Annotated in this window: 13 protein-coding genes; 3 read left to right on the forward strand and 10 right to left on the reverse strand. The window is 70.9% G+C overall.

Features of this window, described 5'->3' with window-relative positions:
• Window positions 1–21: 21 nt before the first annotated feature.
• From LUZ64_RS21640 to LUZ64_RS21650, 3 genes are all read right to left on the reverse strand, one after another.
• Window positions 22–216 carry a ferredoxin gene (locus LUZ64_RS21640; protein ID WP_095578478.1) on the reverse strand — a complete coding sequence of 65 codons (195 nt, stop codon included), beginning with the start codon at window positions 214–216 and terminating at the stop codon, window positions 22–24.
• Window positions 217–291: 75 nt separating this feature from the next.
• Window positions 292–1518 (reverse strand): cytochrome P450, encoded by a 1227-nt coding sequence (locus LUZ64_RS21645; protein ID WP_095578474.1) that lies wholly within the window; start codon window positions 1516–1518, stop codon window positions 292–294.
• Window positions 1519–1734: 216 nt separating this feature from the next.
• Entirely contained in the window at window positions 1735–2646 is a 912-nt protein-coding gene (locus LUZ64_RS21650; protein WP_095578473.1) for an NAD(P)-dependent oxidoreductase, read from the reverse strand.
• Window positions 2647–2742: 96 nt separating this feature from the next.
• Between LUZ64_RS21650 and LUZ64_RS21655 the strand changes: the two genes are divergently transcribed.
• Entirely contained in the window at window positions 2743–3348 is a 606-nt protein-coding gene (locus tag LUZ64_RS21655) for a TetR/AcrR family transcriptional regulator (RefSeq protein ID WP_095578472.1), read from the forward strand.
• Between the two features lie 145 nt (window positions 3349–3493).
• Here LUZ64_RS21655 and LUZ64_RS21660 read toward each other — a convergent pair whose 3' ends face one another.
• Both LUZ64_RS21660 and LUZ64_RS21665 read right to left on the reverse strand, forming a co-directional pair.
• Complete coding sequence (locus tag LUZ64_RS21660) at window positions 3494–4516, reverse strand: TetR/AcrR family transcriptional regulator C-terminal domain-containing protein (protein ID WP_095578471.1); 1023 nt, start codon at window positions 4514–4516, stop codon at window positions 3494–3496.
• Between the two features lie 9 nt (window positions 4517–4525).
• Window positions 4526–5515, reverse strand: a complete 990-nt coding sequence (locus LUZ64_RS21665) for an LLM class flavin-dependent oxidoreductase (RefSeq protein ID WP_095578470.1) — start codon at window positions 5513–5515, stop codon at window positions 4526–4528.
• A 103-nt stretch (window positions 5516–5618) separates the two neighbouring features.
• On the opposite strand from LUZ64_RS21665, the gene LUZ64_RS21670 reads away from it, so the two are divergent.
• Window positions 5619–6035: a TIGR03668 family PPOX class F420-dependent oxidoreductase gene (locus LUZ64_RS21670; RefSeq protein ID WP_095578477.1), complete on the forward strand. Its 417-nt coding sequence runs from the start codon at window positions 5619–5621 to the stop codon at window positions 6033–6035.
• A gap of 159 nt (window positions 6036–6194) precedes the next feature.
• Here LUZ64_RS21670 and LUZ64_RS21675 read toward each other — a convergent pair whose 3' ends face one another.
• Complete coding sequence (locus LUZ64_RS21675; protein WP_232389962.1) at window positions 6195–6458, reverse strand: GntR family transcriptional regulator; 264 nt, start codon at window positions 6456–6458, stop codon at window positions 6195–6197.
• 367 nt (window positions 6459–6825) lie between these two features.
• On the opposite strand from LUZ64_RS21675, the gene LUZ64_RS21680 reads away from it, so the two are divergent.
• The gene (locus LUZ64_RS21680; RefSeq protein ID WP_095578469.1) at window positions 6826–7719 is read left to right on the forward strand and encodes an SCO4651 family lipoprotein; all 894 of its coding nucleotides are present in this window, start codon (window positions 6826–6828) and stop codon (window positions 7717–7719) included.
• 75 nt (window positions 7720–7794) lie between these two features.
• Here LUZ64_RS21680 and serA read toward each other — a convergent pair whose 3' ends face one another.
• From serA to LUZ64_RS21700, 4 genes are all read right to left on the reverse strand, one after another.
• Window positions 7795–9399, reverse strand: coding sequence for a phosphoglycerate dehydrogenase (gene serA / locus LUZ64_RS21685; RefSeq protein WP_095578468.1), 1605 nt, complete (start codon window positions 9397–9399; stop codon window positions 7795–7797).
• A gap of 271 nt (window positions 9400–9670) precedes the next feature.
• Complete coding sequence (ilvC, locus tag LUZ64_RS21690) at window positions 9671–10672, reverse strand: ketol-acid reductoisomerase (RefSeq protein ID WP_087926126.1); 1002 nt, start codon at window positions 10670–10672, stop codon at window positions 9671–9673.
• Window positions 10673–10803: 131 nt separating this feature from the next.
• Entirely contained in the window at window positions 10804–11328 is a 525-nt protein-coding gene (ilvN, locus tag LUZ64_RS21695) for an acetolactate synthase small subunit (protein WP_087926127.1), read from the reverse strand.
• Between the two features lie 29 nt (window positions 11329–11357).
• A complete protein-coding gene (locus LUZ64_RS21700) occupies window positions 11358–13217 on the reverse strand; it encodes an acetolactate synthase large subunit (protein WP_211304900.1) in 1860 nt (619 codons plus the stop codon).
• Window positions 13218–13383 lie beyond the last annotated feature (166 nt).

Here is a 13383-nt window from a genome sequence, read left to right on the forward strand (position 1 = left end):
GGCCGCCGGCCGGTCCTCCGGTCAGTTCTCCTCGATCGTGATCGCCTGGACCGGACAGGCCCTTACCGCCTCCCGTACGAGCGGCTCACCGGCGCCGTCCTCGCGGCCGGGCAGGACCATGCCGAAGCCGTCGTCGTCCTGGGTGAAGACCTTGGAGGCGGTCAGGGCGCACTGGCCGGAGCCGATGCAGTTGTCGGAGTCGATGCTGACGCGGATGCTGCTCATGACGCGGTTCCGTTCTCTTGTCGCTTGATCTCTTGTTCTCTTGATCTCTTTGCCGCTGCGGGTAGTTCACCAGGTGACGGGCAGGGCGAAAAGCCCCTGGAGCGTGTCGCCGGGTTTCACCGGCACCTCGCCGGGCGGCACGGCCAGCCGCAGCGTGGGGACGCGGCGGACGAGCGTGGTGAGGGCTATCTCCAGTTCCGCGCGGGCCAGGTTCTGGCCCAGGCACTGGTGGACGCCGTACCCGAAGGCGACGTGGTGCCGGGCCGAGCGGTGCACGTCGAGGTCCTCGGGGTGGTCGTAGGCGGCGGTGTCACGGTTGACCACGGAAGTGCTGATCATGACGCCGTCGCCGGCCCGCACCGTCCGCCCGCCGAGGTCGAAGTCCTCGACGGCGACGCGCACGAGCCCGTCGGCTATCGACAGGAAGCGCAGCAGCTCCTCGACGGCGCCGGGCATCAGCGCCGGATCGGCGCGCAGCGCGGCGAGCTCCTGGGGGTGCTCCAGGAGGGTGTACGTGCCGAGGGAGATCATGTTGGAGGTGGTCTCGTGCCCGGCCACCAGCAACAGCACGGCCATCATGACCAGTTCCTCGCGGTCGACCTCCCCCTCGGCGAGCCGCTCGGCGATGAGCTCGTCCAGCAGCCCCTCCCCCGGCTCGGCCTCCTTGCGGGCGATCAGGCCCCGCAGGTAGTCGCGCAGTTCGTCGAGGGCGCCCGTGGAAGCGGCGGCGGTCCGCGCCAGGAACAGCCGCCGCGACCTGGACTCGAAGAAGTCGTGGTCGGCGTAGGGGACGCCGAGCAGAGAGCAGATGACCGTCGAGGGGACGGGCAGGCTGTAGGCGGGGACGAGGTCCGCGCCGGGCCCGGCGTCGAGCATGGCGTCGAGGAGCCGGTCCACGACGGCCTGGATCTGCGGGCGCATCGCGTTGACGCGCTTGAGGCCGAAGCGGGGGATCAGCATCCGGCGCTGACGGGCGTGTTCGGGGTCGTCGACGCCGAGCAGCGGGAGGACGACGGTGCTCTGCGACTCGGTGCGCGGCGCGACCATGGGGAAGTCCGGGTTCTGCCTGCTGGTGGAGACCCGGGGGTCGGTGAGCAGGGCGCGCGCCTCCGCGTGCCCTGTCACCAGCCACACCACGCGCCCGTTGTACAGCGCGACGCGGGTGACGGGACCGTCGGCGGCCAGCGCGTCGTAGCTCTCCGGCGGCCGGTACGGGCACGTGCGGTCGCGGGGGAAGGAGGGGGTCGGCGGACCCGACGGAAGGGTGGCGTGGACTCGGCCGGTGTCGGTCATGGGCAACCTCCGGGCGCTCGGAACGATGTCCTCTACATCCAGTAAGTCCAGTCCAGGCTTCCCGGCCGCCGTACGCCACGCATAGTTCAGCCATATCCCGCAGAACGGCTGAATATGTCTCACGGGCCCCTCTTCGGGCCTCTTCGGGTTTCTTGGGGCCTCTTGGGGGCCTCCTCAGCCCCCTCAAGACCTCCAGGCCCCTTACGAACGGTCGCCCTACGCGGCCGACACCTCCCCGGCGGCCCGCGGGGCGAACATCTCCACCAGGCTGGTGAAGCTCTCCCCCGCCCGCCCCTGCTCCACGGCGCGCCGCATGAGGCCCAGGACGGCGGCGGGCAGCGTGGTGTCGACGCCCGCGTCCTCGGTGGTGTGGACGATGTGTTCGACGCTGGCCGCCCCCATGGCGAGGTTGTCGACGTCGCCGTCGTACCGGCCGGCGTCGATGCGCGGGGTGTAGAAGGCGAGGAAGCCCGGGACGGACGCCGCCGTGGAGGAGGCGTACGGCAGGAACTCCTCGGCGGTGATGCCGTTGCGGCGGGCGACGGCGACGGCGTGCACGTAGCTCGCCATCGTGGTCCAGAAGATGTCCATCTGGAGCTGGTAGAACAGCGCGGCCAGCCCCGGGTCGGCGCCGCGGTAGTCGGTGCCGGTGAGGATCTCCAGGGTGGGCCGGTGGGCCTCGAAGGCGTCCTCGGGGCCGCTGTAGAAGGTCGACGACTCCGGGCTCCCGATGCCCGAAGGGGGCGCCTGCACCCCGCCGGTGAGGTGGACGGCGCCGTGACGGGCGGCCCATTCGGCGGCCTCGCGGGCCCGGGCCGGGGTGTCGGAGCTGAGGTTGACGAGGACGCGGCCGGCCAGGGAGCCGGTGGCGGGGCCGAGGATCGCGTACAGCGCGTCGTAGTCGGTGAGGCTGAGGATCACCAGTTCGTTGGCGGCCAGCGCCTCCTCGACGGTGGCGGCGCGCTCGGCGCCCCGGGCCACCAGCTCGTCGGCCTTGGCGGCGGTGCGGTTCCAGACGGTGACGCGGCGGCCGCTGTCCAGGAGGACGCCGGCCATGGCGCGGCCCATGGGGCCGAGGCCGATGACGGTGACGGAGGACGCGGCGGCGGGCACGGAGACAGCGGGCATGGAAGACACAGAAGGTTCCCCTCTAGAACGAACGCTCTATCTAGAGAAGAACGTAGCACGCTCTAGAACGAACGCTCTATCCGATATTCTTGGGGCGTGAACACGACCACGGAGGCAGGACCCGGCCCGGACGCCGCCCTCGGCACCCGCGAGCGCATCGTGCGGGCGGCCTCACGGCTGATGCAGCGCCAGGGCTACGAGGGCACCGGGATCAAGCAGATCTCCCGGGAGGCCGGGGCCACGCTCGGCTCGGTCTACCACTTCTTCCCCGGCGGCAAGCAGGAGCTGGCCGCGGAGGCGATCCGCCACGGCGATCAGGAGTTCACCGACATCCTGCGGGCGGCGCTGGACGGCACGGACGACCCGGCCGAGGCGATCGCCGCCTGCGCCGGGACGGTCGCCGAGGCCCTGCGCGCCTCGGACTGGGTCGACGGCTGCCCGGTCACGGCCACCAGCATCGGCACCGCCGAGCGGGCGCCCGACATCCAGCGGGCGGCGGCCGAGGCGTTCGCGCGCTGGCGGGGCCTGGTCGAGGAGAAGCTCCGCGCGGCCGGCTTCGGCGAGGAGAGCGCGTACGAGCTCGCGCACACCGTGATCAGCACCCTGGAGGGCGCGGAACTGGCGGCCCAGCTGGCGCGGGACGAGGCGCCGCTGCTGATCGCGGGGCGGCATCTGGCGCGGCTGATCGACTCGTACCGCTGAGGGGCGGGCGGGGGCTTACGGGCGCGGGGCGTACGGACCGGAGCGCGCACGAGCGCCGGACGTACGGCGCGGAGGCGTACGGGCCCGGAGGCGTACGGGCGCGGGCGCTACGCGTCCGGGCCTGGGCGCGTGGATGCCACGAGGATTACGTGTCCTCCCCGGACGGGCCGGTTCCGCGTCCTTCCGGAAGCCCCTCCAGGAGCGGTTCCAGCCCGTCCAGCATCCGGGCCAGCCCGAACGCGAACATGGAGTCGAGGTCGAAGGCGAGGTCCCGCCGCGCCGCGATCCGCGCGTACATCGGGTAGTTCCCGTCCTGGATGATCGCCTCCAGGCGCTCCCCCCGGCCCTCCAGCCACCGCTCGCCCGTGACGCCCGCGCCCCGTTCGGCCTCCGCCTCCTCCTCAAGATTGACGGCGACGCCGCGCACGTAACCGGCCACGGCGACCATGATGTACAGCAACTCCGAGGCATCGGTGACGCGTTCGCGCACCGGGGCCATCATCCACTCCATCAGGGCGAGGGCGTTCCCGGAGAGCAGCGGGCGGGTGAAGGACACCGCCCGGGCCAGCCAGGGGTGGCGGCGGTAGACCGCCCACTGGAGCCGGGCGGCGGCCTCCAGCCGGCCGCGCCGGTCCGCGGGGGCCCCGGCGGGCAGCTCGACCTCCCCGAAGACGGCGTCGGCCATCAGCAGGACGAGTTCGTCCTTTCCGGGGACGTAGCGGTACAGCACCATCGTGGAGACGCCGAGCTCGGCGGCGAGGGCGCGCATGGACAGGGCCGCGGCGCCCTGGGCGTCGGCGATGCGGACGGCGGTGCGCACGACGCGCTCCCGGGTGAGGGCGGATTCGCCGTCGCGCGCGCCGTGACGCGTTCCGTCGCGGGCGCCGTTGCGCCGGGTCGTACGCGCCGGGTGCCCCGGCAGGGCGCCGGGGGCCTCCACCACGGTGCCGACGCCGGGCACGGCCCGTACGAGCCCTTCCTGCCGGAGGACCGCCAGGACCTTGGTGGCGGTGGCCGTGGCGACGCCCCACTCCCGCGTGATCCGCCGGGTGGAGGGGATCCGCTCACCCGCGCGCAGTTCGCCGGAGACGATGCGGCCACGGAGCTCCGCGGCGATCCGGAGGTAGGGGGCCGGGGCGGGGGCCGCCGACCGTTCTGGTGCGCCCATGCGGGCAGGTTACTCGCGCGCCGAAGCCGCCCCGAGGTGCTGGTGGATGAGTTCGTACGAGCTGACACGGTCGCGCAGGTCGTAGACGGGCGTCGTGAGCATGAGCTCGTCCGCCCCGGTCTCCTCGGCCAGCCGGGCGAGCCGTTCCACGACCGCCTCGGGCGTGCCGACGGCCTGCTGCGCGCGGAATCCGTCCAGCGCGCGCCGCTCCTCCGGCGTGAAGGAGTGGGCGGCCGCTTCCTCGGGAGTCGGGAAGGGGAAGTCGCTCCGGCCCTTGAGGAGCCCGGCCTTGACAACCTCCATCGGCCCGAGCAGCCGCGCGGCCTCGCCCTCCGTCTCGGCGCACACGGTCTCCACGCACACCAGCACGCGGGGTTCCGCGCACCAGCGGGACGGGGTGAACGCCGCCCGGTAACGCTCCACCGCCGCCAGGGTGTTCTCCGGCCGGATGTGGTGCGCGAGGGCGATCGGCAGACCGAGCTCCGCGGCGAGGCCGGCACCGGCGACGCTGGACGCCAGCAGCCACGGCTCGGGCAGCGGCCCGAGGGCGACCTCGTCCACCAGGAAGGACAGGATCGCGGCCACGTCGCCCCGGTACTCCTCGTCCGTCGTCGGCCCCGCGCCCCTGCGCAGCGCCCGCGCGATCCCCTCGTCGAACGTCCCGGGCCCCCGGCCGATCCCCAGGTCGACACGGTCCTCGTGCAGGGCGGCCAGCGTCCCGAACTGCTCCGCGAGCGCGAGGGGCGCGTGATTGGGCGCCAGCACCCCGCCCGAACCGAGCCGGATGACCGAGGTCGAGGCGGCGGCGTGCGCGGTGAGCACGACGGGCGGGAACGCGCCGATGGCGGGCGAGTGGTGGTGCTCGGCGTACCAGATCCGGTGGTAGCCCAGACGTTCCATCTCCTGTGCGAAGGCCGCGGTGTCGCGGAGGGTTTCGAGGGCGCGGGTGCCCGTCTGGACCATCGCGACTTCGAGAGCCGAAAGCGGTATGTCGATCATGCTCGTCAGCATAGAGATCGGGTGGTCGGCGACGGCGCCACCGGGCGCGCGGGACGCCCGGCGGGGGCGCGGAGACGACCCGTTCACGGGTACGGTCGGAGCCATGATGCTTGGACCTGTCGAGGCTCGGGCGCGTTTCGAGGGGGAGCCGGTGGCCCGGCTCGCCACAGCCGACGAAGCGGGCCGGCCACACGTCGTCCCCATCACGTTCGCCCTCGGCCGGAACGTCCTGTACTTCGCCATCGACCACAAGCCGAAGAGCACGCAGAACCTCCGGCGCCTTCAGAACATTCGCGCGAACCGTCGGGTCTCGGTCCTCGTCGACCACTACGCGGCCGACTGGACGGCCCTCTGGTGGGCACGGGCGGACGGGCGGGCCGAGATCCGGACGGACCCGGCACGCTCCACCGCGGTCAAGCTGCTGCAGGAGAAGTACGCGCAATACGCGGAACGGCCGCCGGAGGGGCCCGTCGTGGCGATCGAAGTGGCCGTCTGGAGCGGATGGAAGTTCACGGGGTGACGGAGCCGGCCTGTCGTACGCCGCCTGGGCAGTCGAGCCGAGGCGACCTGATGCCTGACGATCCCGTGTCAGCGGATGCCGCGCAACGGGCCGCTCACAGGCACGGCCTACGGAAACGGCCCCTCAGCAAGGGTCGAACGACTCGTCGCTGACCGAACCTCACGCCTCGGAGGAACCCTCGGTCCCCTGCGGCTGCTGCCGGGAGACGAACGATCCCAGACCTGGCTCCGTGTAGATCCGGCCTTCCTCGCGCAACGCCCGGTGCACCTTGTGGGCCGTCATGCTGGCGATACCGAACTCTTCCGTGAGTTGGACAACGGAAGGGACTCGCGATCGAGGCGGGTAGGTGCCGTCTTCTATCCGCTGCCGCATCACTTCGGCCACTTGACGCCAGCGCGGGATGTCAGGAACGAATTCGATCACATGAGAACGCTACGTGTGCCATGTATGTTCGTGCAAGACACAGATATCTTCGACTCCTAAGCATCCTAGGTGTTCTATAGGGTCCTACTGCTACGCTCCCGAGCCATCGGAAACCCCGGCGGCCGCACGCACGGCCCCGGGGCATGGCCAACGCTGCAAGAGGAGCGTCGACATGCACGACTCTATCGACCCGACGGCCCGCCCGGACGTGGACGATGTCCGCGGTCGGAGTGACCGCGCCGGGGCCACGGACCCGTTCGAAGGCCCCCCGGCCTCCCCGCCCGTCCCGGGGGCGGCCACCAGGCTCCGTGACCGGAGGGTTACTCTCTGCGGAGGAATTTATAAGCGACAAAGGACAGCAAAGCCCTTGAAGGCGATACAGAAGAGCTTCCTGGCGGCCACGGGCGCCGTCCTCGCCCTGACCCTCGCGGCATGCGGCGGCGGAGGTGGAAGCGAAAGCAGCGGCGGCGGGGCCGCCAAGAACGGCGCCAAGGCCGACACCCGCGACCCCTACGCCGTGCTCAAGGCGGCCAAGGCGAAGGTCGCGAAGCAGAACTCGTACAAGACGAAGCGGCTGGCCAAGGATTCGGAAGGCCACGAGCGCGTCGAGTACGCCTTCTCGCGGGAGCCGGACCTCACCGACAAGAAGAGCTGGGACTACCCCCGCGAGCCCAAGAAGAACGGGCTCGACAACTACGACCAGATGGTCGGTACCGAGGACGCGCTCTTCACCAGGAACGCCGGGCTGGCCGACGGCCGGTGGCTACGGACGGATGTCAAGGACAAGGCCGCGGAGAAGGAGGCCACCCGGAAGGGCGAGATCCAGAAGCGGGCCGAGGGCGAGCTGCCCAACTGGCTGGGGGTCCTGGGCGCGTCCAAGGGCGTCACCAAGGTCGGCGAGGAGAAGGTCGGCGGGAAGCCCGCCGCGCACTTCAAGGGCACCGTCGTCCTCGACGAGCTGGAGAAGTACAAGGGCGACGCGATGCGGGACTGGCTGCGCGAGTCCTTCGTGAAGGAGCGCCGCAAGCGAGGGCACGACAAGGTCGACGTCGACGTCTGGATCGGCCGCGACGACCTCCCCCTCAAGGCCCAGGAGTCCGGCAAGGACTCCAAGGGCCCGCGCGACACCACCGAGGAGTACACGGACTACGGGGTCGACCCCAAGATCCAGGTGCCCGCGCTCAAGGACTCCATCACGCTCGACCAGTTCGCGCAGGAGTCCTACGACAAGGGCCCCTCGAGCGGCGGCGCCAAGGGCTGAGACCAGCCGGTACGGACCGGAGCCCCGGCCGCCCCGCCGCAAGGGGGACGCCGGGCCTCCGCCCGTGGAGAACCGTCAGTCCGTGAGGTTCACCGCGCGCGCCGACACCGCGCCGATCTCCTCCGCGATCTCCGCGAGGACCGGGGCCGGGATCGACTCGTCGACCGTGAGGGCGACCAGCGCCTCGCCGCCCTCCGTAGCGCGGGAGACCTGCATGCCGGCGATGTTGATGCCCGCCTCGCCGAGGATGCGGCCGACCGTGCCGACGACGCCGGGGCGGTCGCCGTAGCGGAGGAAGGCCATGTGGTCGGCGAGGGCCAGGTCCACGTCGTGGTCGCCGACGGCAACGATCTTCTGGAGGTGCTTCGGGCCGGCCAGGGTGCCGGAGATGGACACCTCGTCGCCGCCGGAGAGCGTGCCGCGCACGGTCACCACGTTGCGGTGCTCGGTCGACTCGGAGCTGGTGGTCAGCCGGACCTCGACACCGCGCTCCTGGGCGAACAGCGGGGCGTTGACGTACGAGACGGTCTCGTCGACGACGTCCTCGAAGACGCCCTTCAGCGCGGAGAGTTCGAGGACCTTCACATCGTGCTGGGTGAGCTCGCCGTAGACCTCGACGTCGAGGCGGACCGCGACCTCGCCCGCGAGCGCGGTGAAGATCCGGCCGAGCTTCTCGGCCAGCGGCAGGCCCGGCTTGACGTCCTCGGCGATGACACCGCCCTGGACATTGACCGCGTCCGGCACCAGCTCGCCGGCGAGCGCGAGGCGCACCGACTTGGCGACGGCGATGCCCGCCTTCTCCTGGGCCTCGCCCGTCGAGGCGCCCAGGTGCGGGGTGGCCACGACGCTGTCGAACTCGAAGAGCGGGGAGTCGGTGCAGGGCTCGGAGGCGTAGACGTCCAGGCCCGCGCCCGCGACCCGGCCCTCCTTCAGGGCGGTGGCCAGCGCGGCCTCGTCCACGATCCCGCCTCGGGCGGCGTTGACGATGCGGACGCTCGGCTTGACCTTGTGCAGCGCGTCGTCACCGATGAGACCGAGGGTCTCGGGGGTCTTGGGGAGGTGCACGGTGATGAAGTCGGCGACCTCCAGCAGCTCGTCGAGCGTGAGGAGCTTGACGCCCATCTGCGCGGCCCGCGCGGGCTGCACATAGGGGTCGTAGGCGACGATCTTCATGCCGAAGGCGGACATCCGCTGGGCGACGAGCACACCGATGCGGCCGAGGCCGACGACGCCGAGGGTCTTCTCGGACAGCTCGACGCCGGTGTACTTGGAGCGCTTCCACTCGCCGTTCTTCAGCGCGGAGTTGGCCTGCGGGATGTTGCGGGCGGTGGCGATCAGCAGGCCGCAGGCGAGCTCGGCGGCGGTGACGATGTTGGAGGTCGGGGCGTTCACGACCATCACGCCGGCCTTGGTGGCGGCGGCGACGTCCACGTTGTCGAGGCCGACGCCGGCGCGGGCGACGACCCGCAGCCGCTTGGCGGCCGCGACGGCCTCGGCGTCGATCTTGGTGGCGCTGCGGACGAGGACGGCGTCCACATCGGCGATGGCGGGCAGCAGCGCGGCTCGGTCGGCACCGTTGCAGTGGCGGATCTCGAAGTCGGGGCCCAGGGCGTCGACGGTCGCGGGGGACAGCTCTTCCGCGATGAGTACGACGGGTTTGCGGGGCGAAGCAGTGCTCACGTGGTCCTCAGTCCTCACTAGTCCTCTGCGGACGGCCGTCCCGACGGCCGAAGGCGGTGAAGGGCAGCCGCGTGTGACGCACGACGCTGTGAGCCTGACGCGTTTGTGCTCCGCAGTGTATCGGGGGTTACGGGACCGCCCGGTGCCGATTCGTAAACGTCACCCACGGGAGGTGGACAGCGTGGACAAGGAGGGCGACGGGGCCCCGGGAGGCGCGCCCGCGCACGCCCCCGGGGACCCCGTCACCGCGCACCGGGCGCCGGGGCCGCGACTACTCCTTGTCGTCGACCCAGCTCATCAGCTTGCGGAGCTTCTTGCCGGTGGTCTCCAGCAGGTGGTCCTCGTCCGCCTTCTTGTACTCGTTGTACTTGGGCAGACCGGCCTGGTACTCCTTCATCCAGTTGTTGGCGAAGGTGCCGTCCTGGATCTCGCCCAGGACCTTCTTCATCTCGGCCTTGGTCTGGTCGGTGACGATGCGGGGGCCGGTGACGTAGTCGCCCCACTCGGCGGTCTCGGAGACCGACCAGCGCATCTTCTCCAGGCCGCCCTCGTACATCAGGTCCACGATCAGCTTCAGCTCGTGGAGGCACTCGAAGTACGCGATCTCCGGCTGGTAGCCCGCCTCGACCAGGGTCTCGAAGCCGGCCTTGACGAGCGCGGAGGCGCCGCCGCACAGCACGGCCTGCTCGCCGAAGAGGTCGGTCTCGGTCTCCTCGGTGAAGGTCGTCTTGATGACGCCGGCGCGGGTGCCGCCGATGGCCTTGGCGTAGGAGAGGGCCAGCGCGAAGGCCTTGCCCGTGGCGTCCTGCTCGACGGCCGCGATGCACGGCACGCCGCGGCCCTCCTCGTACTGACGGCGGACCAGGTGGCCCGGGCCCTTGGGGGCGACCATGCAGACGTCGACGCCGGCCGGGGGCTTGATGAAGCCGAAGCGGATGTTGAAGCCGTGGCCGAAGAAGAGGGCGTCGCCGTCCTTGAGGTGGTCCTTGACCGACTCCTCGTAGACCTTGGCCTGGATCGGGTCCGGCACCAGGATCATGATGACGTCGGCCTCGGCCGCCGCCTCGGCGGGGGTGACGACGCGCAGGCCCTGCTCCTCGGCCTTCACCTTGGACTTGGAGCCCTCGTGCAGGCCCACCCGGACATCGACGCCGGAGTCGCGCAGCGACAGCGCGTGGGCGTGGCCCTGGCTGCCGTAGCCCAGAACCGCGACCTTGCGGCCCTGGATGATGGACAGGTCGGCGTCGTTGTCGTAGAACAGCTCGGCAGCCACGTGAGGTATCTCCTTGTTTCCGGGTTTCCGGTTGTGCGTCCCACCGTATGACGGGTGGGCGGGTGTCGAAGTGGAAGGGGTGTACGGGCCGGGTCGCGGTGCGCCGGACCGTTGGTTTCCGGCCGCTCGGCTCAGGCCGAGCGGTCCAGGGCGCGCAGGCTCCGGTCCGTGATGGAACGGGCGCCGCGCCCTATGGCGATGGTCCCGGACTGCACCAGCTCCTTGATGCCGAACGGCTCCAGCATCTTGAGCATCGCGCCGAGCTTGTCGCTGCCGCCGGTGGCCTCGATGGTGACGGCCTCCGGGGAGACGTCCACGGTCTTGGCGCGGAACAGCTGGACGATCTCGACGATCTGGGAGCGGGTCTCGTTGTCGGCGCGCACCTTCACCAGCACCAACTCGCGCTGGATGGCGGCGCTGTCCTCCAGCTCCACGATCTTCAGGACGTTGACGAGCTTGTTGAGCTGCTTGGTGACCTGCTCCAGCGGCAGCGACTCGACGTTGACCACGATGGTGATGCGGGAGATGTCGGGGTGCTCGGTGACGCCGACGGCGAGGGAGTCGATGTTGAAACCGCGGCGGGAGAAGAGCGCGGCGATCCGGGCCAGGATGCCGGGGGTGTTCTCCACCAGGACGGAGAGCGTGTGCTTGGTCATCTGCTTGTTCTCTCTCTTCTCGCGGGCTCTCAGTCGTCCTCGGTGTCGCCGAAGTCCGGGCGGACGCCCTGGGCCGCGAGGATCTCGTCGTTGGAGGTGCCGGCGGCGACCATCGGCCAGACCATGGCGTCCTGGTGGACGATGAAGTCCACGACGACCGGGCGGTCGTTGATGGCGTTGGCCTTCTCGATGACCGAGTCCAGGTCCTCCGGGCGCTCGCAGCGCAGACCCACGCAGCCCATCGCGTCCGCGAGCTTCACGAAGTCCGGGACCCGGGTGCCCAGGTGCGCCTCGGTGCCGTCCGAGCCGGGGCCGGAGTGGAGCACGGTGTTGGAGTAGCGCTCGTTGTAGAACAGCGTCTGCCACTGGCGGACCATGCCCAGCGCGCCGTTGTTGATGATCGCGACCTTGATCGGGATGTTGTTCAGCGCGCAGGTGACCAGCTCCTGATTGGTCATCTGGAAGCAGCCGTCGCCGTCGATCGCCCACACCGTGCGCTCCGGCACGCCGGCCTTGGCGCCCATCGCCGCCGGGACCGCGTAGCCCATGGTCCCCGCGCCGCCGGAGTTCAGCCAGGTGCGCGGCTGCTCGTAGTCGATGAAGTGCGAGGCCCACATCTGGTGCTGGCCCACGCCCGCGGCGTAGACGGTGTCCTTCGGCGCGAGCTGCCCGATGCGCTGGATGACCTGCTGCGGCGAGAGACTGCCGTCCTCCGGGAGGGTGTAGCCCAGCGGGTAGGTCTCCCGCCACCGGTTGAGGTCGTTCCACCAGGCGCTGTAGTCGCCGGTGTGACCGTCGGCGTGCTCGGCCTGGATCGCCACGATCAGATCCGCGATCACCTCCCGGGCGTCCCCGACGATCGGCACGTCGGCCGCCCGGTTCTTGCCGATCTCCGCCGGGTCGATGTCCGCGTGGACGATCTTGGCGTACGGGGCGAAGGAGTCCAGCTTGCCCGTGACCCGGTCGTCGAACCGCGCGCCGAGTGCCACGATCAGGTCGGACTTCTGGAGCGCGGTCACCGCCGCGACCGACCCGTGCATCCCGGGCATGCCCAGGTGCTGCGGGTGGCTGTCGGGGAAGGACCCCAGCGCCATCAGCGTCGTCGTGACCGGGGCGCCGGTGAGCTCGGCCAGCACCTTCAGCTCCGCCGTCGCCCGCGCCTTCAGCACGCCGCCGCCCACGTAGAGCACCGGGCGCCGGGCCTGCGCGATCAGCTTCGCGGCCTCGCGGATCTGCTTGGCGTGCGGCTTGGTGACCGGCCGGTAGCCCGGCAGGTCCGTGTGCGGCGGCCAGCTGAACGTGGTGCGCGCCTGGAGGGCGTCCTTGGCGATGTCGACCAGGACCGGGCCGGGGCGGCCGGTGGAGGCGACGTGGAAGGCCTCGGCGATCGTCCGCGGGATCTCCGCCGGATCGGTGACCAGCCAGTTGTGCTTGGTGATCGGCATGGTGATGCCGCAGATGTCCGCCTCCTGGAAGGCGTCCGTGCCGATCGCCTTCGACGCCACCTGACCCGTGATCGCCACCAGCGGCACCGAGTCCATGTGCGCGTCCGCGATCGGCGTCACCAGGTTCGTCGCGCCCGGGCCCGACGTCGCCATGCACACGCCGACCTTGCCGGTGGCCTGCGCGTAACCCGTCGCGGCGTGCCCCGCGCCCTGCTCGTGGCGGACCAGGACGTGCCGCACCTTCGACGAGTCCATCATCGGGTCGTAGGCCGGAAGGATCGCCCCACCCGGGATACCGAAGACGATCTCCGCCCCTACCTCCTCCAGCGAACGGATGAGGGACTGCGCACCCGTGACGTGCTCGACGGTGGCGGGCTGCTGCTGCGCCGCGCCGCTACGGGCCCGCGGCTGCGGATGGTGGGCCCCGGTGGCCTGCTCGGTCATCGACATTCTCTTCTCGAAGGATTCGACGGATGAGTTTGGGTGGGTCTGCGTAGTTCCGCGTGGTTCCGGTGCAACAAAAAACCCCTCGTGCCATGAGGCAAGCGAGGGGAGCGCGCCGGGGTGGTCAGCAGGGCTTGTCGAGAAGGCCTGCTTCAGCCGACGCGCT

The organism is Streptomyces albireticuli (assembly GCF_021228125.1).
In the GTDB taxonomy this organism is placed as follows: Bacteria; Actinomycetota; Actinomycetes; order Streptomycetales; family Streptomycetaceae; genus Streptomyces; species Streptomyces albireticuli.

Excerpts from the sequence above, each read along its gene's own strand:
- LUZ64_RS21660 (WP_095578471.1), bottom strand. The coding sequence starts at position 4,516 with ATGGGCGCACCAGAACGGTCGGCGGCCCCCGCCCCGGCCCCCTACCTC.
- LUZ64_RS21645 (WP_095578474.1), bottom strand. The coding sequence starts at position 1,518 with ATGACCGACACCGGCCGAGTCCACGCCACCCTTCCGTCGGGTCCGCCG.
- LUZ64_RS21665 (WP_095578470.1), bottom strand. The coding sequence starts at position 5,515 with ATGATCGACATACCGCTTTCGGCTCTCGAAGTCGCGATGGTCCAGACG.
- LUZ64_RS21700 (WP_211304900.1), bottom strand. The coding sequence starts at position 13,217 with ATGACCGAGCAGGCCACCGGGGCCCACCATCCGCAGCCGCGGGCCCGT.
- LUZ64_RS21670 (WP_095578477.1), top strand. The coding sequence starts at position 5,619 with ATGATGCTTGGACCTGTCGAGGCTCGGGCGCGTTTCGAGGGGGAGCCG.
- LUZ64_RS21650 (WP_095578473.1), bottom strand. The coding sequence starts at position 2,646 with ATGCCCGCTGTCTCCGTGCCCGCCGCCGCGTCCTCCGTCACCGTCATC.
- ilvN (WP_087926127.1), bottom strand. The coding sequence starts at position 11,328 with ATGACCAAGCACACGCTCTCCGTCCTGGTGGAGAACACCCCCGGCATC.